Here is a 19678-nt window from a genome sequence, read left to right on the forward strand (position 1 = left end):
GGCTGGAGCTGGCGACGGGCCACGCTGCCGAAGGCCACCCCGGCGGCCCGGTCGCCGGGGGGCAGCAGGGCCAGGCTGCGGCCATTGGTGCCTCCCGCCAGCTGCAGGGGGCCCGGGGGCGCCCAGGCCTGCAGCTCCGCCAGCAGGGCCACCGCCGCTCGCGCGGTGCCGGCCCCCACATCGCCGCTCATCGGCCGGCCATCCAGCTGCCAGAGCGGCCGCAGTCCGGCGGCCCGCACCAGGGCGAAGCGCTGCCACAGCTCGGCGGCCAGCTGTCGGGACGTGAGAGCCGCCCGGGGCTGGGCCGCCTCTGGCCCCGCGGCCCCCCGCTCCAGGCCGCAGCTCACCGCCAGGCGCCGCAGCGGCACGCCGCTGGCTCGCACCTGCTCGAGGCGCCGCGCAAAGGGTTCCAGGCGGCCGGGCTGGGTGTGCAGCTCCACGGCGTCGGGGCGCAGCTCCGCCAGCAGCGGCGCCACCGCCTCGGCCGCGAGGATCTGATGTACTTCGCCGATCAGCCCGAGCGGGCAGGCCGGCAGGCAGCGGCCGCAGCCGTAGCAGCGCTCAGGGATCACGCCGCCGTCGGCACTGATGGCCAGGGCGGGGCAGACCCGCTGGCAGGGGCGTGGGCAGTCGGGCGGGCAGAGAGCGGGATCGAAGCGGGCCTTGCGGAAGTGGGGGTCCTCACCGTCGCTGAGGCTCACCATCAGCCATGGCCGCGGGGCCTCCGGACGGCCCTCTGCTGGCGGCTGCTCCTGCTCGGCAGCCCAAGCCAGGCCACGGCGGGCGGCGGCGACCACGGCCCGGTCGGCCGCCACGTCGATGCAGTGGACCCCGGCCAGGGCGTAAATGGCGCAGAGGTCCTCGATGGAGGCCAGGTCCTGGTTGCCGGCGCCGCAAATCAACTTGACCCAGCGGCCAGCGGCCAGGGCCTGCTCGGGGGAGTCCGGTGCGCCGGCCAGGGGCGGGGGGGCCGCAACGGCGCCCAAGGCCTCAGCCCACCAGCTGCTGCAGGGGCTGCCAGCGCAGGGCCCGGGCGCCGCCCATCTCCACCACGATCTTCAGCCGCGGCTCGCGCCGCGTCAGGTTCACCAGGGCCGCCAGTTCGGCGCTGGAGAGCACCTGGCCCTCGAGCAGCCACAGCAGGATCGGCGCGTCACCCTCCAGCAGGGCTCCGAGTTGCGGCGCGGCCATGTGCACCTCACCGACCGCCGCCCCCCGGCCCACGCTCTGGTGGCCCAGGTGGGGTGGCCGCACGCCGTGCAGCTGCAGCAAAAAGGCCTCCGGATCGCCCAGGCCCCGGGCTGAGGTCATCTGGGCCCGATACCCTGCGGCCCGCAGCCGGCGCAGCAGCCGGGTCTCACTGCCGCCCTCCAGGGGCGCGTAGAGGGCCAGGGCTCCGGCCTGCTCCAGTTCCTGGCGAAATCCGCGACCGGTGAGCAGCAGGGGCATGCAGGCAGCAGAGCGCTGGCGTCAGTCTGGCAGCTGGGCCCCGGTCTTTGGTTCCCCCCTGGAGGAGGAGCTGGGTCGATGCGGTACCATCTTCGCTTGTGCAACTGCAACTGTGCCCGTCCGCTAGCCGGGCCTCCAGCGCACTGCACCAGGTCGCCAGTGGTGGCGACCTTCCCAGGCCAGTGCGGCCTCCCCAGCCCTCCTTCGGGATCGGCGCAGGAGTCACCGCCGGGAAACTGCTCCACGCGCCAGGACTGACCTCGGGAGAACCGCTTCGGCGATTCCTCCCCTGCAGATCAATCCGGTCCCCTCGGGGATTGCCTGGTCCGGTCGAGCAAGTCCCAGCCCGCTGTCTTCGATGCCGCTAGCTCCCCCGGTTTCTGCCGCCGCGCTCGCTTGAGCGCCACGCCCCGCCGGGTCAGCCCGTGAGCGCCGATTCAGCCCACACCATTGCTGACTGCAGTCGCAGAGGGCAGTGGTGGTCCTGCTGGCGTTGTTCCCCTTCCTATGTCCATCGGCATTCTTGGGAAGAAACTGGGCATGTCCCAGTTCTTCGACGACGAAGGCAGATCCATCCCGGTCACCGTGATCGAGGCGGGTCCCTGCCGCATCACCCAACTCAAAACCGACAGCACCGACGGCTACACCGCCGTCCAGCTGGGCTTCGGTGACATTCGCGAGAAGCTCGTCAACAAGCCGGCTAAGGGTCACCTGGCCAAGTCCGGCAGCGAGCCCCTGCGTCACCTGAAGGAGTACCGCGTCGACAGCGTCGACGGTCTGGAACTCGGCAGCGATGTCACCGTGGCCGCCTTTGAGGCGGGCCAGAAAGTCGATGTGAGCGGCGACACCATTGGTCGCGGCTTCTCCGGCCTGCAGAAGCGCCACGGCTTCAGCCGCGGCCCGATGACCCACGGTTCGAAGAACCACCGCGAGCCCGGTTCGATCGGCGCCGGTACCACCCCCGGCCGTGTCTACCCCGGCAAGCGCATGGCGGGCCGCTACGGCGGCAAGCAGATCACCACCCGTGGGCTGGTGATTCTCAAGGTGGACACCGAGCGCAATCTGCTGGTGGTGAAGGGCTCGGTTCCCGGCAAGCCGGGCACCCTGCTGAACATCCTCCCCGCCAAGCGGGTGGGCGCCAAAGCCGCGAACTGAGGAGGACAGAGATGACAACCATCGTCGTTCGCGACTGGCAAGGCAAGGAGGCTGGTTCCGCCAGTCTCGACCTGAAAGTCGCCAAGGAGAGTTCCGCCAAGGACCTCGTGCACCGCGCCGTGGTGCGCCAGCTGGCCCATGCCCGTCAGGGCACCGCCAGTACCCTCACACGCGCCGAAGTGGCCGGTGGCGGCCGCAAGCCCTACAAGCAGAAGGGCACCGGTCGTGCCCGCCAGGGTTCGATCCGCACTCCGCTGCGTCCCGGTGGTGGTGTGGTGTTCGGGCCCAAGCCCCGCACCTACAACCTGGGGATGAACCGCAAGGAGCGGCGCCTCGCCCTGCGCACCGCCCTGGTGAGCCGTACTGCGGACATCACCGTGGTGAAGGGTTTCGCCGCTGGCCTGGACACCCCCAAGACCAAAGAAATCACCGCCGCCCTCGGCCGCCTCGGCATTGCCGAAGGTTCCAAGGTGCTGGTGGTGCTGGATGCCCCCAGTGAGGTGGTGCGCCGCTCGGTGCGCAACCTCGAAAAGGTGAAGCTGATCGCCGCCGATCAGCTCAACGTGTTCGATCTGCTCCACGCCAACGCCCTGGTGGTGAGCGAGGAAGCACTCGCGAAGATTCAGGAGGTCTACGGCGATGGCTGAACGTTTTGCAGGCCGGCTCGCGGATGTGATCCGCCGGCCGCTGATCACCGAGAAGGCCACCCGGGCCCTGGAGCAAAACCAGTACACCTTTGAGGTGGACCACCGGGCTGCCAAGCCCGACATCAAGGCCGCCGTCGAACAGCTGTTCGATGTGAAGGTCGTCGGGATCAGCACCATGAACCCCCCGCGCCGCACCCGGCGTGTGGGCCGTTTCGCCGGCAAGCGCGCCCAGGTGAAGAAGGCGGTGGTGCGCCTTGCCGATGGCAGTGCCATCCAGCTGTTCCCTGAGTCCTGAGGGGTCTGAACTGACATGGGAATCCGTAAGTACCGCCCGATTACGCCTGGCACCCGCACCCGGGTCGCCAGCGACTACGCCGAAGTCACCGGCCGGGGCCGCGAGCGCGGCCTTGTGGTGGCCAAGCACCAGCGCAAAGGCCGCAACAACCGCGGCGTGATCACCTGCCGCCACCGCGGCGGCGGCCACAAGCGCCTCTATCGCCTCGTCGACTTCCGTCGCGACAAGCACGGCGTGGTGGCCAAGGTGGCCGCCATCCACTACGACCCGCACCGCAACGCCCGTCTGGCGCTGCTCTTCTACGCCGATGGCGAGAAGCGCTACATCCTGGCTCCGGCCGGGGTGGCCGTCGGCTCCACGGTGGTCTCGGGTCCCGAGTCCCCGATCGAAAGCGGCAACGCCCTGCCCCTTTCGGCCATTCCCCTTGGCTCCAGCGTTCACAACGTGGAGCTGTATGCAGGTCGCGGCGGCCAGATGGTGCGCACCGCCGGCGCCAGCGCCCAGGTGATGGCCAAAGAAGGTGACTACGTCGCCCTCAAGCTGCCCTCCACCGAGGTGCGCCTGGTGCGCCGTGAGTGCTACGCCACCCTCGGCGAAGTGGGCAACGCCGAAGTCCGCAACACCAGCCTCGGCAAGGCCGGCCGTCGCCGTTGGCTCGGTCGTCGTCCCCAGGTGCGCGGCTCGGTGATGAACCCCTGCGACCACCCCCACGGTGGTGGTGAGGGTCGCGCGCCGATCGGTCGCTCCGGCCCTGTGACCCCCTGGGGCAAGCCGGCCCTCGGCCTCAAGACCCGCAAGCGGAACAAACCCAGCAATCGGTTTGTGCTCCGGAAACGTCGCCGCACCTCCAAGCGGAGCCGTGGCGGACGCGATTCCTGATGAACCACACCGCTTTGCTTTCCGCTTAAACCGCCATGGGACGTTCACTCAAAAAAGGCCCGTTTGTTGCCGACAGCCTGCTCCGCAAGGTTGAAAAGCAGAACGCCGCCGACGACAAGTCCGTGATCAAGACCTGGTCGCGGGCATCCACCATCCTGCCGATGATGATCGGCCACACCATTGCCGTTCACAACGGCAAGGCCCATGTTCCCGTCTATGTGACGGAGCAGATGGTGGGTCACAAGCTCGGGGAATTTGCGCCCACCCGCAACTTCCGGGGCCACATCAAGGACAAGAAAGGAGGCCGCTGAGGACATGGCTAACAGCTCCAACCAAACGGCTCAGGCCCATGGCCGCTACATCCGTGGCTCCGTGTCCAAGGTGCGCCGGGTGCTCGATCAGATCCGCGGTCGCTCCTATCGCGATGCGCTGATCATGCTCGAGTTCATGCCTTACCGCTCCACCGGCCCGATCACCAAGGTGCTGCGCTCCGCGGTGGCCAACGCCGAGAACAATCTGGGTCTGGATCCCGCCAACCTCGTGATCTCTGCGGCCACGGCCGACATGGGTCCCGTGCTGAAGCGCTTCCGCCCCCGCGCCCAGGGTCGCGCCTATGCGATTCAGAAAAAAACCTGCCACATCAGCATTGCTGTGGCTCCTTCCGCCTGATCCCGAGGACACCGAACGATGGGACACAAGATCCATCCAACCGGCCTGCGCCTGGGGATCACCCAGGAGCACCGGTCCCGCTGGTACGCCCCCAGCAAGACCTATCCGACCCTCCTTCAGGAGGATGATCGGATCCGCAAGTTCATCCACAAGAAGTACGGCGCCGCCGGCATCAGCGATGTGCTGATTGCCCGCAAGGCCGACCAGCTCGAGGTCGAGCTCAAGACCGCCCGTCCCGGCGTGCTCGTGGGCCGTCAGGGCAGCGGCATTGAGGAACTGCGCGCCGGTATTCAGAAAACCGTCGGGGATGCCAGCCGTCAGGTGCGCATCAACGTGGTCGAAGTGGAGCGCGTCGATGCCGACGCCTATCTGCTGGCCGAGTACATCGCCCAGCAGCTGGAGAAGCGCGTGGCCTTCCGCCGCGTGCTCCGCATGACCGTCCAGCGCGCCCAGCGCGCCGGCGTCCTGGGCCTGAAGATCCAGGTGAGCGGCCGCCTCAACGGCGCCGAGATCGCCCGGACCGAGTGGACCCGCGAAGGCCGTGTGCCCCTGCACACCCTCCGCGCCGATATCGATTACGCCACCAAGGTCGCCTCCACCACCTACGGGGTGCTGGGGATCAAGGTGTGGGTGTTCAAGGGGGAAGTCCTTCCTGGTCAGCAGGACAAGGTGCCCGTGGGTGCGGCACCCAAGCGCCGCACCAGCCGGCGGCCCCAACAGTTCGAAGACCGTTCGAACGAAGAGTGATCAGGAGGCCTGAACCATGCTGAGTCCCAGACGCGTCAAATTCCGCAAGCAGCAGCGCGGCCGCATGCGCGGCATCGCCACCCGAGGCAACACCATTGCCTTCGGTGACTTCGCGCTCCAGGCCCAAGAGTGCGGGTGGATCACCTCCCGCCAGATCGAGGCCTGCCGTCGTGCCATGACCCGCCATGTCAAGCGGGGCGGGAAAATCTGGATCCGGATCTTCCCAGATAAGCCGGTCACCATGCGCCCCGCCGAGACCCGGATGGGTTCCGGTAAGGGCAACCCGGAATTCTGGGTGGCCGTGATCAAGCCCGGTCGCATCCTCTTTGAGATGGGTGGTGCCGAAATCACCCCCGATATCGCCAAGGAGGCCATGCGCCTGGCGCAGTACAAACTGCCCCTGAAGACCAAGTTTCTGAGCCTGGCTGACCAAGAGGCCGCCCAGGTCGCAGAAGTCGCCACCGTGGAGTCCTGACCATGGCACGTCCCGACATCGCCGAACTGCGCAAGCTCTCCGGCGAGGAGATCACCGCCCAGATCGACGGCACCCGCCGCGAACTGTTCACCCTGCGTTTCGAGCAGGCCACCCGCCGGCTCGAAACGCCGCACCGCTTCAAGGCCGCCCGCATCAAGCTGGCCCAGCTGCTGACGGTGCAATCCGAGCGCCAGCGCTCCGCCGCTTCCTGATTCCCCCCATACCAGTCATGGCACTCAAGGAAAGGGTCGGCACCGTCGTCAGCGACAAGATGGACAAAACGGTGGTGGTGGCGGTGGAAAACCGCTTCCCCCATCCCATCTATCAGAAGACGGTGAGCCGCACCACCCGCTACAAGGCCCACGACGAGACCAACGCCGTCAAGGTGGGCGATCGGGTTCGCATCACCGAAACCCGTCCCCTCAGCCGCACCAAGCGTTGGGCCGTGGCCGAGGTTCTCTCCAATACCAGCGCCAGCTGAGGAAGACTCCCGATGATTCAACAGGAAACTTTCCTCACCGTCGCTGACAACAGCGGCGCCAAGCGGATCCAGTGCATCCGTGTGCTGGGCACCAACCGTCGCTATGCCCACGTGGGCGACGTGATCGTGGCCGCCGTCAAGGATGCGATGCCCAACATGGGCGTCAAGAAGTCGGACGTGGTCAAGGCCGTGGTGGTGCGCACCAAGGCCACCCTGCGCCGCGACACCGGTAACTCGATCCGGTTTGACGACAACGCCGCCGTGATCCTCGGCAACGACAACAACCCCAAGGGCACCCGCGTCTTTGGTCCTGTCGCCCGCGAACTGCGCGAGCGCAATTTCACCAAGATCGTGTCCCTCGCTCCGGAGGTGATCTGAGATGGCGACTGCCACCCCCAAGGCCAAGGCCCAGGTGCGCATCAAGATGCGCATCAAGAAGGGCGACACCGTCCAGGTGATCGCCGGCAAGGACAAGGGCAAGACCGGTGAGGTCCTGCGCACCCTGCCCTACGAGAACCGCGTGGTGGTGCAGGGCATCAACCTGCGCACCCGCCACGTCAAGCCCACCCAGGAGGGCGAATCCGGTCGCATCGTGACCGAGGAAGCCTCCGTGCATGCCTCCAACGTGCAGCTGTATTCCACCGAGAAGAAGGTGACCAGCCGTGTGGAGATCGTGGTGGAGAAGGACGGCACCAAGAAGCGCCGCCTCAAGAAGACCGGCGAGATCCTGGACTGAGTCTTCTCACCCCAGGCCCCTGATCGGTCTCCGCTACATCCGCCTCTCTTCCCTTCTGTCCCTGTCCGCCTTCTGACAACGCCCAGAAGCGCAACCCCTTCCCCCCGTCATGTCCCTCAAACAGAACTATCGGGAGAAGATCCAGCCCAAGCTGCTCAAGGATCTCAATCTCTCGAATATCCACGAAGTCCCCAAGGTGGTGAAAGTCACCGTCAACCGGGGCCTCGGTGAAGCCGCCCAGAATGCCAAGGCCCTCGAGGCCTCGATCGTGGAGCTGGCCACCATCACCGGCCAGAAGGTCGTGGTGACCCGCGCCAAGAAGGCCATCGCCGGCTTCAAGATCCGTCAGGGCATGCCGATTGGTGTGGCCGTCACCCTCCGCGGTGATCGGATGTACGCCTTCCTCGAACGCCTCATCCACCTCGCCCTCCCCCGCATCCGCGACTTCCGCGGCGTGAGTGCCAAGAGCTTCGACGGTCGGGGGAACTACACCCTGGGTATCCGGGAACAGATCATCTTCCCTGAGATCTCCTTCGACAAGATCGATGCCATCCGGGGCATGGACATCACCATCGTGACCACCGCCCGTAACGACGAAGAGGGCCGCGCCCTCCTGCGCGAGATGGGAATGCCGTTCCAGAGCAACTGAGCCCTCTTCGGATCCGACCATGGCTAATCACGACCCGATTTCCGACCTGCTCACCCGCATCCGCAATGCGAGTGAGAAGCGTCACCAGACCACCAAGGTGCCGGCCTCCCGCATCGTCCGCAGCATCGCCAACGTGCTGCAGCAGGAGGGCTTCATCGCTGATATCACCGAAGAAGGTGAAGGCGTTCTCAAGCACCTCGTGCTCGAGCTGAAGTACAGCGGCAAGCACCGCCAACCCACCATCCGCACCGTGCAGCGCGTCAGCAAGCCCGGCCTGCGGATTTACAAGAACACCCGCCAGCTGCCCAAGGTTCTTGGCGGCCTCGGCGTGGCCATCATCTCCACCTCCAAGGGTGTGATGAGCGACCGCGATGCCCGCAAGCAGGGCGTCGGCGGCGAAGTGCTCTGCTACGTCTACTGATAGGGAGGTCAACCCATGTCTCGTATTGGTAAAGCGCCGATTCCCGTACCCAACGCGGTCACCGTCAGCCTCAACGGGCTCGACGTGACCGTGAAGGGTCCCAAGGGGGAATTGAGCCGCACCCTCCCCGATGGCGTCGCCATCGCCCAGGACGGCAACACCCTGGTGGTGAGCCCCGTCAACGGCAGCCGCCGTTCCCGGGAGCGCCACGGCCTCTGCCGCACCCTCGTGGCCAACATGGTCGAGGGCGTCAGCAACGGCTTCACCCGCAAGCTCGAGATCGTCGGCGTGGGCTACCGCGCCGCTGTCCAGGGCAAGAAGCTGGTGGTGAGCGCCGGCTACAGCCATCAGGTGGAGCTGGATCCCCCCGCGGGTGTCAGTTTCGCCGTTGACGGCAACACCACCGTGTTGGTGTCCGGTGCCGACAAGGAAGTTGTGGGCAACGAAGCCGCCAAGGTGCGCGCCATCCGTCCGCCTGAGCCCTACAAGGGCAAGGGCATCAAGTACGAGGGCGAACGCATCCTGCGCAAGGCCGGTAAGACCGGTAAGAAATGAGGTCTGCCTGAGCGTCGTTACCCAGTACCCCAATGTCGTCCCTTACTCGCAAGCAGCAGACCCAGAAGCGGCACCGCCGCCTGCGTCGCCATCTGGCCGGCACCGCGGTTCGCCCCCGGCTCGCCGTGTTCCGCTCCAACAATCACATCTACGCCCAGGTCATCGACGACGCGGCCCAGAACACCCTGTGTTCCGCCTCGACCGTCGACAAGGAGCTCCGCACCAGCCTCACGCTTGGTTCCAACTCTGACGCTTCCGTCGCCGTTGGTCAGCTGGTCGCCAAGCGGGCCCTTGCCAAGGGCATCCAGCAGGTGGTCTTCGATCGCGGCGGCAACCTGTACCACGGCCGGGTCAAGGCCCTGGCTGATGCCGCCCGGGAAGCGGGCCTTCAGTTCTGATCCCTGCTCTCACCATGACGGAAACCAACGATCAAGTTCAGTCCAACGCGGTGCCCGCCGCCTCCGACGTTCCTGCCGCGGCCGAAGGCCAGCAGGAGCGCCGCGGTGGCCGCGGTGACGGCAGGGGTGGTGACCGCAAGGGCGGTCGGGGCCGCGACAACCGTCGCGGTCAGGAGCGCGACTCCGAGTGGCAGGAGCGCGTGGTGCAGATCCGCCGGGTCTCCAAGACCGTCAAGGGCGGCAAGAAGATGAGCTTCCGGGCCATCGTTGTCGTCGGCAACGAGAAGGGCCAGGTGGGAGTGGGTGTTGGCAAGGCCGGCGATGTGATCGGTGCCGTCCGCAAGGGCGTGGCCGATGGCAAGAAGCACCTGGTCAAGGTGCCCCTCACCCGCCACTCCTCGATCCCCACCCTCGGCAACGGCCGTGACGGCGCCGCCAGCGTGCTGATCCGCCCCGCTGCCCCTGGTACCGGTGTGATCGCTGGCGGCTCCATCCGCACGGTGCTGGAGCTCGCCGGCATCAAGAACGTGCTTGCCAAGCGCCTGGGCTCCAAGACCCCCCTCAACAACGCCCGGGCCGCCGTGGACGCCCTCAACGGCCTGCGCACCCACAAGGAGACCGCCAAGGAGCGGGGCATCTCCCTCGAGCAGATCTACTCCTGAGGCCCGCCATGACAACGCTCAATCTCCAGTCCCTCAAGTCCCAGACCGGGGCCCGTCGCCGCAAGCTCCGCAAGGGCCGCGGCATCGCCGCCGGCCAGGGTGCCAGCTGCGGTTTCGGGATGCGCGGTCAGAAGTCCCGCTCGGGTCGCCCCACCCGTCCGGGCTTCGAGGGCGGTCAGATGCCCCTCTACCGCCGGGTGCCGAAGCTCAAGCACTTCACCCTGATCAACCCGAAGAACTACACGGTGATCAATGTGGGCAGGCTCGCCGACCTCAAGGCCGGCAGCACCGTCAACATCGACACCCTGGTCAAAGAGGGCCTGGTCACCAGCCCCAAGCACCCCCTCAAGGTGCTCGGCAACGGTGAGCTGTCCGTGAAACTCACGGTTCAGGCCGCCGCCTTCACCGCCAGCGCCCGCGCCAAGATCGAGGCCGCCGGCGGCAGCGTCGAAGAGATCTGAGCCATCGGTCCGATCTCTCCCGTTCTTCAGACCCCTTAGGGTCAGAGCCGTCTGACAGTGCCGTTGGCCCTGCAGGCGGCTCTTTTGTTTTGCTCTTCCACCTCCACCGCCCCTCTTCGCCATGCTCGTCAGCCGGGGTCGCAACCCCAGTGCCGGAGAAATTCTCAGCCAGCTGATCCAGGCCAAGGGCCTGCGCGATCGCGTGCTGATCACCCTGGGCCTGCTGCTGCTGGTTCGCCTGGGGATCTACATCCCCGTGCCCGGCATCGACCGGGTCGCCTTCCAGGACTTCATCGCCCGTGGCGGCCAGCTGATCGGCTTTCTGGACATCTTTACCGGCGGCGGCATCTCGACCCTGGGGGTGTTCGGCCTGGGGATCCTGCCGTTCATCAACGCCTCGATCATCCTGCAGCTGCTCACCTCCGCCATCCCCCAGCTGGAGGATCTCCAGAAGAACGAGGGTGAGGCCGGGCGCCGCAAGATCGCCCAGTACACCCGCTACGTGGCCCTGGGCTGGGGCATCCTCCAGAGCGTGGTGTTCGCCCTGATCCTGCGGCCCTACGCCACCGCCGGCACGCCGGATCTGGTGTTCGTGACCCAGACCGCCGTGGCCCTGGTGACCGGCTCGATGGTGGTGATGTGGATCAGCGAGGTGATCACCGAGCGCGGTATCGGCCAGGGCGCTTCGCTGGTGATCTTCCTGAACATCGTGGCCACCCTGCCCCGGGCCCTCGGTTCCACCATCGAGCTGGCCCAGAGCGGTGACCGCAGCACGGTGGGCGGGATCGTGGTGCTGGTGCTGGTGTTCCTGGTCACGATCGTGGGCATCATCTTCGTGCAGGAGGGCAACCGCCGCATCCCGATCGTGAGTGCCAAGCGCCAGGTTGGCGGCGCCAACCTGCTGGCCGCCCGCCAGAGCTACCTGCCGCTCAAGCTCAACGCCGGCGGCGTGATGCCGATCATTTTCGCCTCGGCGGTGGTCTTCCTGCCGCTCACGATCGCCAACATGGCCAAAGCGCCCTGGCTGATCAAGCTGGCCGGCTATCTCAGCCCCAACAGCAGCACCCCCTGGGTCTATGCGCTGCTGTATTTCGCGCTGATCGTTGGCTTCTCCTTCTTCTACGCCTCGCTCACGGTCAACCCGATCGACATCGCCACCAACCTCAAGCGCTCGGGCGTGGCCGTGCCCGGCGTGCGGCCCGGCTCCGCCACGGCCCTCTACCTCTCCAGCGTCCAGAACCGGCTGACGCTGCTGGGGGCCCTGTTCCTCGGCGCGGTGGCGATCATCCCGTCGGCGGTGGAGTCGGCCACCCAGGTCAAGACCTTTCAGGGCCTGGGTGCCACTTCGCTGCTGATCCTGGTGGGTGTGGCGATCGACACCGCCAAGCAGGTGCAGACCTACGTGATCTCCCAGCGCTACGAGGGCATGGTGCGTCAGTGAGACCGCAGTGCCCAGGGCCCACCGGGTGTGGGTCTCCCATCTGCTGACGCGTCTGAACCTCTGCTGCCCTTGAACTGCCGCTGCCCAAGATCCCGGCCGGCATCCCCGATTCCCGTCTCTCTTCCCTCCCCATGACGCAACGCCTCCTCTTCCTCGGTCCTCCCGGCGCCGGCAAGGGCACCCAGGCCCAGCGCCTGGCCGCTGCCCAGGGCCTACTGCACCTCTCCACCGGCGATCTGCTGCGGGCCGAGGTCCAGGCGGGCAGCGCCCTCGGCCAGGAGGCCGAGGCCGTGATGGCCCGCGGCGAGCTGGTGAGCGATGCCCTGGTGCTGGCGATCGTGCGCAGTCGCCTCGAGCAGCAGCAGGCGGCCGGTGGTGGCGGCTGGCTGCTGGATGGTTTCCCGCGCAACCTGGCCCAGGCCGAGGCCCTCGGCCAGCTGCTCGACGAGCTGGGCCAGCCGATCCAGCTCGTGGTCCTGATGGAGCTCGACGATGCGGTGCTGATTGAGCGCCTGCTCTCCCGCGGCCGCGCCGACGACAACGAGGCCGTGATCCGCCATCGCCTGGAGGTGTACCGCGAGCAGACCGCGCCCCTGATCGCTTACTACCGCGAGCGCCAGCTGCTCCAGGCCGTCGAGGCCGCCGGCACTGTGGAGGCTATTGAGGCCCGGATCGCGGCCCTGCTCACCTGAGCCGCCTGGTCCGCCGTAATTGACCCATGTGATAAGGTCGTCGTTTGGAAATTCGGAGAGACCGCCCCCATGAAGGTGCGCGCCTCGGTCAAGAAAATGTGCGACAAGTGCCGGGTGATTCGCCGCCACGGCCGGGTGATGGTCATCTGCACCAACCCCAAGCACAAGCAGCGCCAGGGTTGATCCCCGGCTGAGCCTTGTCCGCTGGTCCGGAACTTCCGGGCCATCCCTGAGACCTCGCCCTTCCGTGGTCTCCCCTGGCCCCGACCCCCTCGGGAGCCTCCCCTGAGCCCAACCCCGTTGGCCTCCCCTCTGCCCACCCGATCGTTTTTTACGTGGCTCGGATTGCCGGTGTCGACATTCCTCGTGACAAGAGGATCGAGATTGCTCTCACCTATGTGTATGGGATCGGCCTGACCCGGGCCAAGAAGATCCTCGCCAAGACCGGCGTCAACCCCGACACCCGCGTCAAGGACCTTGAAGACGCCGACGTGCAGAAGCTGCGCGGCGCCGCCGAGTCCTTCACCCTCGAGGGTGACCTGCGCCGCCAGGAGGGCATGGCCCTCAAGCGTCTGCAGGACATCGGCTGTGTGCGCGGCCGTCGCCATCGCGCCGGCCTGCCCGTGCGCGGCCAGCGCACCCGCACCAACGCCCGCACCCGCCGCGGCGCCCGCAAGACCGTTGCCGGCAAGAAGAAGTAAGCCCTTCTTGCTTCCCCTTCGCCCTGCCGCCGCAGTGCCCGATGGGCACCGGGCGTCACCAGGGCGATTCCCCTGTCAGTCCCCCGATCACCTCCCTGCCCTTGCAGGGCCTACTCCATGGCAAAGCCCGCCAAGAAATCCGGCGCCAAGAAGGCGAAGCGCAATGTGCCCAACGGTGTGGCGCACATCCAGAGCACCTTCAACAACACGATCGTGTCGATCACCGACACCGCTGGCGAGGTGATCTCCTGGTCCTCCGCCGGCGCCAGCGGCTTCAAGGGCGCCCGTAAGGGCACCCCTTTTGCCGCCCAGACAGCTGCCGAAGCCGCCGCCCGCCGCGCCCTCGAACAGGGCATGCGCCAGATCGAAGTGCTGGTGCGTGGCCCCGGCTCCGGCCGTGAGACCGCCATCCGCGCCCTGCAGGTGGCTGGCCTGGAGATCACCCTGATCCGCGACGTCACCCCGCTGCCCCACAACGGCTGCCGCCGCGCCAAGCGTCGCCGGGTCTGATCCGACGCCCCGCGCCCAGCGCGTCGCGGCCCATGCCCAGCCGGGCCCTATCCATACTTTCCGAGCTTCAGACCGTGCTGCAGTACCAGATCGATCGGGTCGAGCATCAGATCGCTGACGACCGCTCCCAGACGGGCGTCTTCGTGATCGGGCCCCTGGAGAGGGGCCAGGCCATCACCCTCGGCAACTCCCTGCGTCGCGTGCTGATGGGAGCCCTGGAGGGCAGCGCCATCACCGCCGTGCGCATCGCCGGCGTGAACCACGAGTACGCCACCGTGCCGGGTGTGCGCGAAGACGTGCTCGACATCCTGCTCAACTGCAAGGACGTCACCGTCCATAGCCGCAGCCGCGAGCTCGAGATTGGCCGCCTGGTGGTCAACGGCCCCGCCACCGTGACGGCCAGCGACCTGCAGTTCTCCTCCCAAGTGCAGGTGATCGATCCCGAGCGGCCGATCGCCACCGTGGCCGAGGGCCACAGCCTGGAGCTGGAAGTGCACGTGGAGCGGGGTGTCGGCTATCGCCCCGTGGATCGCCGCCACGAGGACAGCAGCGCCATCGACCTGCTCCAGATCGATGCCGTCTTCATGCCGGTGCGCCGCGCCAACTACACGGTGGATGAGACCGCCGTGGGCGAGGGCGGTTCCGCCCGCGAACGGCTGCGCCTGGAGATCCAGACCGACGGTTCCGTCAGCCCCGACGACGCCATGGCCCAGGCGGCCAACCAGCTGATCGCCCTGTTCCAGCCCCTGGCCAGCCTGACCGTGGCCGACGAGCCCGGCCTGGAACCCGAGCCCTCCGCCGAGGCCCAGATTCCCCTTGAGGAACTGAACCTCTCCGTGCGCGCCTACAACTGCCTCAAGCGCGCCCAGGTCAACTCCGTGTCCGACCTGATGGGCTTCAGCTACGAGGACCTGCTGGAGATCAAGAACTTCGGCTCCAAATCGGCCGATGAGGTGATCGAGGCCCTCGAGCGCATCGGCATCTCCCTGCCCCAGAGCCGCACCAGCGCCTGAGCCGGGGCTTCCGCCACTCGACTCGACTCTTCCACCCGTCAACGCTTCACCGCTCCTCCCATGCGACACCAGTGCCGAGTCCCCCTGCTGGGACGCCCCGCCGACCAACGCAAGGCCCTGCTGCGGGGTCTCACCACCCAGCTGATCCGCGAGGGTCGCGTCACCACCACCAAGGCCCGCGCCAAGGCCCTGCGTGACGAGGCCGAGCGCATGATCTCCCTGGCCAAGGAGGGCAGCCTGGCCGCCCGCCGCCGCGCCATTGGCTACATCTACGACAAGCAACTGGTCCACGCCCTGTTCGACAAGGCCCAGGAGCGCTACGGCGACCGCAACGGCGGCTACACCCGCATCATCCGCACCGTGCCCCGTCGCGGCGACAACGCCGAGATGGCGATCATCGAGCTGGTCTGACCCGCTGGGCTTCTAGCCCGCGAGCATCCCGCTCTGGACCGCGATGGCCTTTCGGCCCATCGCGGTTTTTTTCATGGCCAGGGTTCGCCCTGGCCACCGGTCGCCTCGCGGCCCCTGGCCCTCCGCCCCGCCGTCCATGCCGTCCCTGGTCCCTGCTTCGGCAGCCCCGGCCCCTGGGGGTGGCCCCCTGGCTAGGGTTGCCCTCTGCCTCCAATACGACGGCGCCGCCTACTGCGGCTGGCAGCGCCAGCCCCGCGACCCCAGCGTGCAGGAGACCCTGGAGGGCGCCATCGCCCAGCTGGATCCGCAGCGGCCCGCGCTGGCCGTAGCGGCCGGGCGCACTGACAGCGGTGTCCATGCCGCCGGCCAGGTGGTGCACTTTGATGCGGCTGGCCCGATCCCTGCCCAGCGTTGGGCGGCCGCCCTCAACGGCCGCCTGCCGGCCAGCATCCGGGTTCGGGCCGCCGCCGCAGTGCCGTCCGACTGGCATGCCTGCTTCTCTGCGACCTACCGCCGCTACCGCTACACCCTCCACAACGCCCGGGTCCCCAACCTGTTCCTGGCCCCCTGGAGCTGGCACCGCTACCAGGTGCGCCTGGATGAGGGCCTGATGCGCCGGGCCCTGGAAGGCATGTTGGGTGAGCACGATTTCGCCGCCTTCGAGCGGGCCGGCAGCAGTCGTTCCCACTCGCGCACCACCTTGCAGGAGGTGAGCGTGGAGCGCTGCGGGGATCTGATCACGGTGGAACTCCAGGCCAGTGGCTTCCTCTACGGCATGGTGCGGCTGGTGATGGGCCAGCTGGTGGCGCTGGGGGAGGGCCGCCTGGCCCTGGCGGACTTCGAGCGGCGCTGGCGCAGCCGCGCCCGCTCGGAGGTGAAGGAGGCGGCCCCCCCCCAGGGCCTCTGCCTGCTGCGGGTGGGCTATCCCCACGAGATCTTCCCCCGAGCCGCCTGGTATGATGGTCAACCGCGGTATTCGCTGGAGTGCTCTGATCCTCCAGCCGCCGGAGCGTCCCAGCCGCAAGGCTGAAGGCTCCGGCGCCGGGAGGCCAGAGCACCCTGCCCCTGCTGATCGCTGCGGGCAGTTTCTCCCCAGAACCCGGCCAGGACTGCGATCCCGGCCGGCCTCGTCGACTTTGCTCAAGGTGCTCGCCACCGAAGAGGTAAGGTCGCTTGACGAGCTTCTGTCACCCGAGCGATCGGGTGCCCCTGCCGTTCCCCTGTCCAGCCCCGTCGGCCCGGACCCCGATCCGCCTGGTTTCCAGAGCAGATCCGTCCAGCCACGGCGCGCTACCCGATCCGGCCCGCCGGCGCGATGAACAAGACTCTCGTCCCCCCTCAGGATCCCGCCTCCCGCCAGTGGTATCTGGTGGATGCGGCGGATCAGACCCTCGGTCGCCTCGCCAGTGAAGTGGCCTCCGTGCTGCGGGGCAAGAACAACCCCAACTACGCCCCCCACATCGACGCGGGTGACTTCGTCGTGGTGATCAACGCCGACAAGGTGCGGGTGAGCGGCAACAAGAACACCCAGAAGGTGTACCGCCGTCACTCCGGCCGGCCCGGCGGCATGAAGACCGAGACCTTCGCCCACCTGCAGGCCCGCCTGCCGGAGCGCATCATCGAGAAGGCCGTCAAGGGCATGCTGCCCCACAACGCCCTCGGCCGCCAGCTGTTCCGCAAGCTGAAGGTCTATAAGGGCGCCGAGCATCCCCACGCCGCCCAGCAGCCCCAGGTTCTCGCCCTCGATCCCGCCGCCTCCGCCCAATGAGCACCAACACAGTCGTCTACTGGGGAACCGGCCGCCGCAAGACCGCCGTCGCCCGTGTTCGCGTCGTTCCCGGCACCGGCACCGTGACCATCAATGGCCGCCCCGGTGACAATTACCTGAACTACAATCCCGTCTACCTGGCGGCCGTCAAGGCCCCCCTGCAGACCCTGGGTCTGGCCACCGAGTACGACCTGCTCGTGAACGTGCGCGGCGGCGGCCTCACCGGCCAGGCCGATGCCATCAAGCAGGGCGCTGCCCGGGCCCTGTGCGACCTGTCGCCCGAGAACCGCAAGCCCCTCAAGACTGAAGGGCACCTCAGCCGTGACCCGCGCGCCAAGGAGCGTCGCAAGTACGGCCTGAAGAAAGCCCGTAAGGCTCCCCAGTTCTCCAAGCGCTGATTGCCGGTCTTTTCCGTTTTCAGCTCCGTATTCAGCCGTACCCCGCCATGCCGAAGGCCGACATCCATCCCACCTGGTATCCCGATGCCAAGGTGATCTGCAACGGAGAGGTGGTGATGACCACCGGCTCCACCAGCCCCGAGCTGCACGTCGACGTGTGGAGCGGCAACCACCCCTTCTATACCGGCACCCAGAAGATTCTGGATACCGAAGGTCGGGTGGACCGTTTCATGCGCAAGTACGGCATGGCCGGCGCCAGCGATGCCAAGGCGGCCGACGCCAAGCAGGACGCGGCCACAGCCGAGGCCTGAATTCCAGCCACCAGCTGATCTCCAGCCCTTCGGCCGGGTGCTCACGGGCATCCGGCTTTTTGCTGTCACCCGCCACTCCGCCATGGATGCCACGTTCCTGAGCGACCGGCTGGATACCGCCTGCCGCACCTTCGAGACCCTGGAGCGCCAGCTGGCCGATCCCGCGGTGGCGGCGGATCCGGCCCAGCTGGAGCCGCTGGCCCGCGAGCGCTCCCGGCTGGAGCCCCTGGTGCTCGGCTACGGCGAGCTCCAGGAGCTCCAGCGCCAGGAGATCGAGGTGCGCCAGCTGCTCCGCGACCATCGCGGCGAGCCGGAGATGGAGGGTCTGGCCCAGGCCGAGCTGGCGGAGCTGGCCGAGCGCAGCGCCGCCCTCACCCAGCGGCTCACCCTGGCCCTGCTGCCCCGCGATCCCCGCGACGAGCGCAGCGTGATGCTGGAGATCCGCGCCGGTGCCGGCGGTGATGAGGCTGCTCTCTGGGCGGGGGACCTGGCCCGCATGTATGAGCGCTATGCCCAGAGCGTGGGCTGGAGCGTCCAGCCCGTCAGTGCCTCGGAGGCCGAGCTGGGCGGCTACAAGGAGCTGATCCTGGCCATCCGTGGCGAGGGCGTTTACAGCCAGTTGAAGTACGAGGCGGGCGTGCACCGGGTGCAGCGGGTGCCGGTCACCGAATCCCAGGGCCGGGTGCACACCTCCACCGCCACGGTGGCGGTGATGCCGGAGGCCGATCCGGTGGAGGTCCAGATCGACCCCACGGACCTGGAGATCAGCACCGCCCGCTCCGGCGGCGCCGGCGGCCAGAACGTCAACAAGGTGGAGACGGCGGTGGACCTGCTGCACAAGCCCACCGGCATCCGCGTGTTCTGCACCCAGGAGCGCTCCCAGCTGCAGAACCGCGAGCGGGCCCTGGAGATCCTGCGGGCCAAGCTCTACGAGCGGGAGCTGGCGGCGGCCAACGCCCAGCAGCGCTCAGCCCGTCTGGCCCAGGTGGGCAGCGGCGACCGCAGCGAGAAGATCCGCACCTACAACGTCAAGGACAACCGCACCACTGACCACAGGCTGGGCCGCAACTTCTCCCTGGAACCGGTGCTGCAGGGCCAGCTCGCCGAGCTGATCGGCGCCTGCGTGGCGGCAGACCAGCGGCGTCAGCTGGAGGAGCTGGCCGAACAGGCCGCCGGCGTCGGTAGCTGAGGGCCTCACACAGCTGCGCCGGCTGGCTCAGGCCGCCCCCAGCATGTACTTCGCCCACTCGCGGTGCTGCCCCGCCTCCATCTGGCGGGTGGCCTCGAACACCAGGCTGCTGCTGGGGCGGTGTGGGGCGCAGGCGAGCACCATGCCGGCTTCGCGTGGCGTGCGGCTGCCCTTGTGCACGTTGCAGCGCAGGCAGGCCGTGGTCACGTTCTCCCACACGTCCCCGCCGCCGCGGCTGCGGGGGATCACGTGGTCGATCGAGAGGGGTTCGCCGCTGCGGCCGCAGTACTGGCAGCGGTGGCCGTCACGGTGGAACACGTTGCGGCGGGTGAGCGGCAGCGGTCGGTAGGGCACCCGCACGAACTGACGCAGCCGGATCACGGTGGGCTGGCGCAGGCCGGGGCGCAGGTGGCGGCTGGGGTGGTGCTCCAGCCCCTCGGCCTTGCCCTTGAGCAGCATCACCGTGGCGCGGCGCCAGGTGGTGATGTTGAGGGGTTCGTAGGACGCATTCAGAACGAGAACGTGGCTCATGCCAGCTCCCTGGTTCCACGGCATGCTATCGGGG

General features: G+C 67.9%; 33 protein-coding genes. 30 read left to right on the forward strand and 3 right to left on the reverse strand.

Annotation, left to right across the window (positions count from 1 at the left end):
- A partial coding sequence (locus CJZ98_RS06750; RefSeq protein ID WP_232756288.1) for a Light dependent period protein LdpA domain-containing protein occupies nucleotides 1-986 on the reverse strand: 986 nt, incomplete at its 3' end.
- Nucleotides 987-990: 4 nt separating this feature from the next.
- Complete coding sequence (locus CJZ98_RS06755) at nucleotides 991-1449, reverse strand: NAD(P)H-quinone oxidoreductase subunit N (RefSeq protein WP_094589702.1); 459 nt, start codon at nucleotides 1447-1449, stop codon at nucleotides 991-993.
- Nucleotides 1450-1956: 507 nt separating this feature from the next.
- On the opposite strand from CJZ98_RS06755, the gene rplC reads away from it, so the two are divergent.
- The 30 genes from rplC to prfA all read left to right on the forward strand — a co-directional run bounded on the left by rplC (nucleotide 1957) and on the right by prfA (nucleotide 19113).
- On the forward strand, nucleotides 1957-2604 hold the full coding sequence (rplC, locus tag CJZ98_RS06760) for a 50S ribosomal protein L3 (RefSeq protein WP_094589704.1): 648 nt from the start codon (nucleotides 1957-1959) through the stop codon (nucleotides 2602-2604).
- 11 nt (nucleotides 2605-2615) lie between these two features.
- On the forward strand, nucleotides 2616-3251 hold the full coding sequence (gene rplD, locus CJZ98_RS06765) for a 50S ribosomal protein L4 (RefSeq protein WP_094589706.1): 636 nt from the start codon (nucleotides 2616-2618) through the stop codon (nucleotides 3249-3251).
- A complete protein-coding gene (locus tag CJZ98_RS06770) occupies nucleotides 3244-3546 on the forward strand; it encodes a 50S ribosomal protein L23 (RefSeq protein ID WP_094589708.1) in 303 nt (100 codons plus the stop codon). Before rplD ends, CJZ98_RS06770 begins: the two co-directional genes overlap by 8 nt.
- Before the next feature lie 15 nt (nucleotides 3547-3561).
- Nucleotides 3562-4425: a 50S ribosomal protein L2 gene (gene rplB, locus CJZ98_RS06775; protein ID WP_094589710.1), complete on the forward strand. Its 864-nt coding sequence runs from the start codon at nucleotides 3562-3564 to the stop codon at nucleotides 4423-4425.
- A gap of 35 nt (nucleotides 4426-4460) precedes the next feature.
- Nucleotides 4461-4736: a 30S ribosomal protein S19 gene (gene rpsS / locus CJZ98_RS06780; RefSeq protein WP_094589712.1), complete on the forward strand. Its 276-nt coding sequence runs from the start codon at nucleotides 4461-4463 to the stop codon at nucleotides 4734-4736.
- A gap of 4 nt (nucleotides 4737-4740) precedes the next feature.
- Nucleotides 4741-5094 carry a 50S ribosomal protein L22 gene (gene rplV / locus CJZ98_RS06785; protein ID WP_094589714.1) on the forward strand — a complete coding sequence of 118 codons (354 nt, stop codon included), beginning with the start codon at nucleotides 4741-4743 and terminating at the stop codon, nucleotides 5092-5094.
- 18 nt (nucleotides 5095-5112) lie between these two features.
- On the forward strand, nucleotides 5113-5841 hold the full coding sequence (gene rpsC / locus CJZ98_RS06790) for a 30S ribosomal protein S3 (protein WP_094589716.1): 729 nt from the start codon (nucleotides 5113-5115) through the stop codon (nucleotides 5839-5841).
- A gap of 16 nt (nucleotides 5842-5857) precedes the next feature.
- A complete protein-coding gene (rplP, locus tag CJZ98_RS06795) occupies nucleotides 5858-6316 on the forward strand; it encodes a 50S ribosomal protein L16 (RefSeq protein ID WP_094589718.1) in 459 nt (152 codons plus the stop codon).
- Nucleotides 6317-6318: 2 nt separating this feature from the next.
- Nucleotides 6319-6528 (forward strand): 50S ribosomal protein L29, encoded by a 210-nt coding sequence (gene rpmC / locus CJZ98_RS06800; RefSeq protein WP_094589720.1) that lies wholly within the window; start codon nucleotides 6319-6321, stop codon nucleotides 6526-6528.
- 17 nt (nucleotides 6529-6545) lie between these two features.
- On the forward strand, nucleotides 6546-6797 hold the full coding sequence (gene rpsQ / locus CJZ98_RS06805) for a 30S ribosomal protein S17 (protein ID WP_094589722.1): 252 nt from the start codon (nucleotides 6546-6548) through the stop codon (nucleotides 6795-6797).
- A gap of 12 nt (nucleotides 6798-6809) precedes the next feature.
- Nucleotides 6810-7175 (forward strand): 50S ribosomal protein L14, encoded by a 366-nt coding sequence (rplN, locus tag CJZ98_RS06810; RefSeq protein ID WP_094589724.1) that lies wholly within the window; start codon nucleotides 6810-6812, stop codon nucleotides 7173-7175.
- 1 nt (nucleotide 7176) lies between these two features.
- Entirely contained in the window at nucleotides 7177-7533 is a 357-nt protein-coding gene (gene rplX / locus CJZ98_RS06815; RefSeq protein WP_094589726.1) for a 50S ribosomal protein L24, read from the forward strand.
- Between the two features lie 109 nt (nucleotides 7534-7642).
- A complete protein-coding gene (gene rplE / locus CJZ98_RS06820; RefSeq protein WP_094589728.1) occupies nucleotides 7643-8182 on the forward strand; it encodes a 50S ribosomal protein L5 in 540 nt (179 codons plus the stop codon).
- Nucleotides 8183-8201: 19 nt separating this feature from the next.
- Nucleotides 8202-8603, forward strand: a complete 402-nt coding sequence (gene rpsH / locus CJZ98_RS06825; protein WP_094589730.1) for a 30S ribosomal protein S8 — start codon at nucleotides 8202-8204, stop codon at nucleotides 8601-8603.
- 15 nt (nucleotides 8604-8618) lie between these two features.
- Nucleotides 8619-9158 (forward strand): 50S ribosomal protein L6, encoded by a 540-nt coding sequence (rplF, locus tag CJZ98_RS06830; RefSeq protein ID WP_094589732.1) that lies wholly within the window; start codon nucleotides 8619-8621, stop codon nucleotides 9156-9158.
- Nucleotides 9159-9190: 32 nt separating this feature from the next.
- On the forward strand, nucleotides 9191-9556 hold the full coding sequence (rplR, locus tag CJZ98_RS06835) for a 50S ribosomal protein L18 (RefSeq protein ID WP_094589734.1): 366 nt from the start codon (nucleotides 9191-9193) through the stop codon (nucleotides 9554-9556).
- A gap of 14 nt (nucleotides 9557-9570) precedes the next feature.
- A complete protein-coding gene (rpsE, locus tag CJZ98_RS06840; RefSeq protein WP_094589736.1) occupies nucleotides 9571-10218 on the forward strand; it encodes a 30S ribosomal protein S5 in 648 nt (215 codons plus the stop codon).
- A gap of 8 nt (nucleotides 10219-10226) precedes the next feature.
- Nucleotides 10227-10679, forward strand: coding sequence for a 50S ribosomal protein L15 (rplO, locus tag CJZ98_RS06845; RefSeq protein ID WP_094589738.1), 453 nt, complete (start codon nucleotides 10227-10229; stop codon nucleotides 10677-10679).
- Between the two features lie 121 nt (nucleotides 10680-10800).
- Nucleotides 10801-12120 (forward strand): preprotein translocase subunit SecY, encoded by a 1320-nt coding sequence (gene secY / locus CJZ98_RS06850; RefSeq protein WP_094589740.1) that lies wholly within the window; start codon nucleotides 10801-10803, stop codon nucleotides 12118-12120.
- 131 nt (nucleotides 12121-12251) lie between these two features.
- Entirely contained in the window at nucleotides 12252-12812 is a 561-nt protein-coding gene (locus CJZ98_RS06855) for an adenylate kinase (RefSeq protein ID WP_094589742.1), read from the forward strand.
- A gap of 69 nt (nucleotides 12813-12881) precedes the next feature.
- On the forward strand, nucleotides 12882-12995 hold the full coding sequence (gene rpmJ / locus CJZ98_RS06860) for a 50S ribosomal protein L36 (RefSeq protein ID WP_006173336.1): 114 nt from the start codon (nucleotides 12882-12884) through the stop codon (nucleotides 12993-12995).
- Between the two features lie 152 nt (nucleotides 12996-13147).
- The gene (rpsM, locus tag CJZ98_RS06865; protein ID WP_094589744.1) at nucleotides 13148-13513 is read left to right on the forward strand and encodes a 30S ribosomal protein S13; all 366 of its coding nucleotides are present in this window, start codon (nucleotides 13148-13150) and stop codon (nucleotides 13511-13513) included.
- Nucleotides 13514-13630: 117 nt separating this feature from the next.
- Nucleotides 13631-14023 carry a 30S ribosomal protein S11 gene (gene rpsK / locus CJZ98_RS06870; protein ID WP_094589746.1) on the forward strand — a complete coding sequence of 131 codons (393 nt, stop codon included), beginning with the start codon at nucleotides 13631-13633 and terminating at the stop codon, nucleotides 14021-14023.
- A 74-nt stretch (nucleotides 14024-14097) separates the two neighbouring features.
- Nucleotides 14098-15036, forward strand: a complete 939-nt coding sequence (locus CJZ98_RS06875) for a DNA-directed RNA polymerase subunit alpha (RefSeq protein WP_094589748.1) — start codon at nucleotides 14098-14100, stop codon at nucleotides 15034-15036.
- A gap of 60 nt (nucleotides 15037-15096) precedes the next feature.
- Nucleotides 15097-15447 carry a 50S ribosomal protein L17 gene (gene rplQ / locus CJZ98_RS06880; RefSeq protein ID WP_094589750.1) on the forward strand — a complete coding sequence of 117 codons (351 nt, stop codon included), beginning with the start codon at nucleotides 15097-15099 and terminating at the stop codon, nucleotides 15445-15447.
- Nucleotides 15448-15583: 136 nt separating this feature from the next.
- Nucleotides 15584-16477, forward strand: coding sequence for a tRNA pseudouridine(38-40) synthase TruA (truA, locus tag CJZ98_RS06885; protein ID WP_094589752.1), 894 nt, complete (start codon nucleotides 15584-15586; stop codon nucleotides 16475-16477).
- Nucleotides 16478-16762: 285 nt separating this feature from the next.
- On the forward strand, nucleotides 16763-17215 hold the full coding sequence (gene rplM / locus CJZ98_RS06890; protein ID WP_094589754.1) for a 50S ribosomal protein L13: 453 nt from the start codon (nucleotides 16763-16765) through the stop codon (nucleotides 17213-17215).
- Nucleotides 17212-17613 carry a 30S ribosomal protein S9 gene (gene rpsI, locus CJZ98_RS06895; protein ID WP_094589756.1) on the forward strand — a complete coding sequence of 134 codons (402 nt, stop codon included), beginning with the start codon at nucleotides 17212-17214 and terminating at the stop codon, nucleotides 17611-17613. The genes rplM and rpsI overlap by 4 nt, the downstream gene beginning before the upstream one ends.
- A gap of 47 nt (nucleotides 17614-17660) precedes the next feature.
- Entirely contained in the window at nucleotides 17661-17924 is a 264-nt protein-coding gene (gene rpmE / locus CJZ98_RS06900; protein ID WP_094589758.1) for a 50S ribosomal protein L31, read from the forward strand.
- A gap of 82 nt (nucleotides 17925-18006) precedes the next feature.
- Nucleotides 18007-19113, forward strand: coding sequence for a peptide chain release factor 1 (gene prfA, locus CJZ98_RS06905; protein ID WP_094589760.1), 1107 nt, complete (start codon nucleotides 18007-18009; stop codon nucleotides 19111-19113).
- Between the two features lie 27 nt (nucleotides 19114-19140).
- Here the strand turns inward: prfA and CJZ98_RS06910 are convergent, their stop codons facing one another.
- Complete coding sequence (locus CJZ98_RS06910; RefSeq protein WP_094589762.1) at nucleotides 19141-19644, reverse strand: HNH endonuclease; 504 nt, start codon at nucleotides 19642-19644, stop codon at nucleotides 19141-19143.
- Nucleotides 19645-19678 lie beyond the last annotated feature (34 nt).

Source organism: Vulcanococcus limneticus LL (genome assembly GCF_002252705.1).
GTDB classification, from domain to species: domain Bacteria; phylum Cyanobacteriota; class Cyanobacteriia; order PCC-6307; family Cyanobiaceae; genus Vulcanococcus; species Vulcanococcus limneticus.

What these genes read in the sequence shown, in the direction of transcription:
- rplB (WP_094589710.1), top strand. Translation starts at nt 3,562, where the DNA reads ATGGGAATCCGTAAGTACCGCCCGATTACGCCTGGCACCCGCACCCGG.
- rplQ (WP_094589750.1), top strand. Translation starts at nt 15,097, where the DNA reads ATGCGACACCAGTGCCGAGTCCCCCTGCTGGGACGCCCCGCCGACCAA.
- rpsE (WP_094589736.1), top strand. Translation starts at nt 9,571, where the DNA reads ATGACGGAAACCAACGATCAAGTTCAGTCCAACGCGGTGCCCGCCGCC.
- secY (WP_094589740.1), top strand. Translation starts at nt 10,801, where the DNA reads ATGCTCGTCAGCCGGGGTCGCAACCCCAGTGCCGGAGAAATTCTCAGC.
- rplD (WP_094589706.1), top strand. Translation starts at nt 2,616, where the DNA reads ATGACAACCATCGTCGTTCGCGACTGGCAAGGCAAGGAGGCTGGTTCC.
- rpmJ (WP_006173336.1), top strand. Translation starts at nt 12,882, where the DNA reads ATGAAGGTGCGCGCCTCGGTCAAGAAAATGTGCGACAAGTGCCGGGTG.
- rpmC (WP_094589720.1), top strand. Translation starts at nt 6,319, where the DNA reads ATGGCACGTCCCGACATCGCCGAACTGCGCAAGCTCTCCGGCGAGGAG.
- rplC (WP_094589704.1), top strand. Translation starts at nt 1,957, where the DNA reads ATGTCCATCGGCATTCTTGGGAAGAAACTGGGCATGTCCCAGTTCTTC.
- CJZ98_RS06910 (WP_094589762.1), bottom strand. Translation starts at nt 19,644, where the DNA reads ATGAGCCACGTTCTCGTTCTGAATGCGTCCTACGAACCCCTCAACATC.
- rplM (WP_094589754.1), top strand. Translation starts at nt 16,763, where the DNA reads ATGAACAAGACTCTCGTCCCCCCTCAGGATCCCGCCTCCCGCCAGTGG.
- rplO (WP_094589738.1), top strand. Translation starts at nt 10,227, where the DNA reads ATGACAACGCTCAATCTCCAGTCCCTCAAGTCCCAGACCGGGGCCCGT.
- rplR (WP_094589734.1), top strand. Translation starts at nt 9,191, where the DNA reads ATGTCGTCCCTTACTCGCAAGCAGCAGACCCAGAAGCGGCACCGCCGC.
- truA (WP_094589752.1), top strand. Translation starts at nt 15,584, where the DNA reads ATGCCGTCCCTGGTCCCTGCTTCGGCAGCCCCGGCCCCTGGGGGTGGC.
- CJZ98_RS06770 (WP_094589708.1), top strand. Translation starts at nt 3,244, where the DNA reads ATGGCTGAACGTTTTGCAGGCCGGCTCGCGGATGTGATCCGCCGGCCG.
- CJZ98_RS06855 (WP_094589742.1), top strand. Translation starts at nt 12,252, where the DNA reads ATGACGCAACGCCTCCTCTTCCTCGGTCCTCCCGGCGCCGGCAAGGGC.
- rplV (WP_094589714.1), top strand. Translation starts at nt 4,741, where the DNA reads ATGGCTAACAGCTCCAACCAAACGGCTCAGGCCCATGGCCGCTACATC.
- rplX (WP_094589726.1), top strand. Translation starts at nt 7,177, where the DNA reads ATGGCGACTGCCACCCCCAAGGCCAAGGCCCAGGTGCGCATCAAGATG.
- prfA (WP_094589760.1), top strand. Translation starts at nt 18,007, where the DNA reads ATGGATGCCACGTTCCTGAGCGACCGGCTGGATACCGCCTGCCGCACC.
- rpsI (WP_094589756.1), top strand. Translation starts at nt 17,212, where the DNA reads ATGAGCACCAACACAGTCGTCTACTGGGGAACCGGCCGCCGCAAGACC.
- rpsS (WP_094589712.1), top strand. Translation starts at nt 4,461, where the DNA reads ATGGGACGTTCACTCAAAAAAGGCCCGTTTGTTGCCGACAGCCTGCTC.
- rpsC (WP_094589716.1), top strand. Translation starts at nt 5,113, where the DNA reads ATGGGACACAAGATCCATCCAACCGGCCTGCGCCTGGGGATCACCCAG.
- rplF (WP_094589732.1), top strand. Translation starts at nt 8,619, where the DNA reads ATGTCTCGTATTGGTAAAGCGCCGATTCCCGTACCCAACGCGGTCACC.
- CJZ98_RS06755 (WP_094589702.1), bottom strand. Translation starts at nt 1,449, where the DNA reads ATGCCCCTGCTGCTCACCGGTCGCGGATTTCGCCAGGAACTGGAGCAG.
- rplN (WP_094589724.1), top strand. Translation starts at nt 6,810, where the DNA reads ATGATTCAACAGGAAACTTTCCTCACCGTCGCTGACAACAGCGGCGCC.
- rplP (WP_094589718.1), top strand. Translation starts at nt 5,858, where the DNA reads ATGCTGAGTCCCAGACGCGTCAAATTCCGCAAGCAGCAGCGCGGCCGC.
- rpsQ (WP_094589722.1), top strand. Translation starts at nt 6,546, where the DNA reads ATGGCACTCAAGGAAAGGGTCGGCACCGTCGTCAGCGACAAGATGGAC.
- rpsH (WP_094589730.1), top strand. Translation starts at nt 8,202, where the DNA reads ATGGCTAATCACGACCCGATTTCCGACCTGCTCACCCGCATCCGCAAT.
- rplE (WP_094589728.1), top strand. Translation starts at nt 7,643, where the DNA reads ATGTCCCTCAAACAGAACTATCGGGAGAAGATCCAGCCCAAGCTGCTC.
- rpsK (WP_094589746.1), top strand. Translation starts at nt 13,631, where the DNA reads ATGGCAAAGCCCGCCAAGAAATCCGGCGCCAAGAAGGCGAAGCGCAAT.
- rpmE (WP_094589758.1), top strand. Translation starts at nt 17,661, where the DNA reads ATGCCGAAGGCCGACATCCATCCCACCTGGTATCCCGATGCCAAGGTG.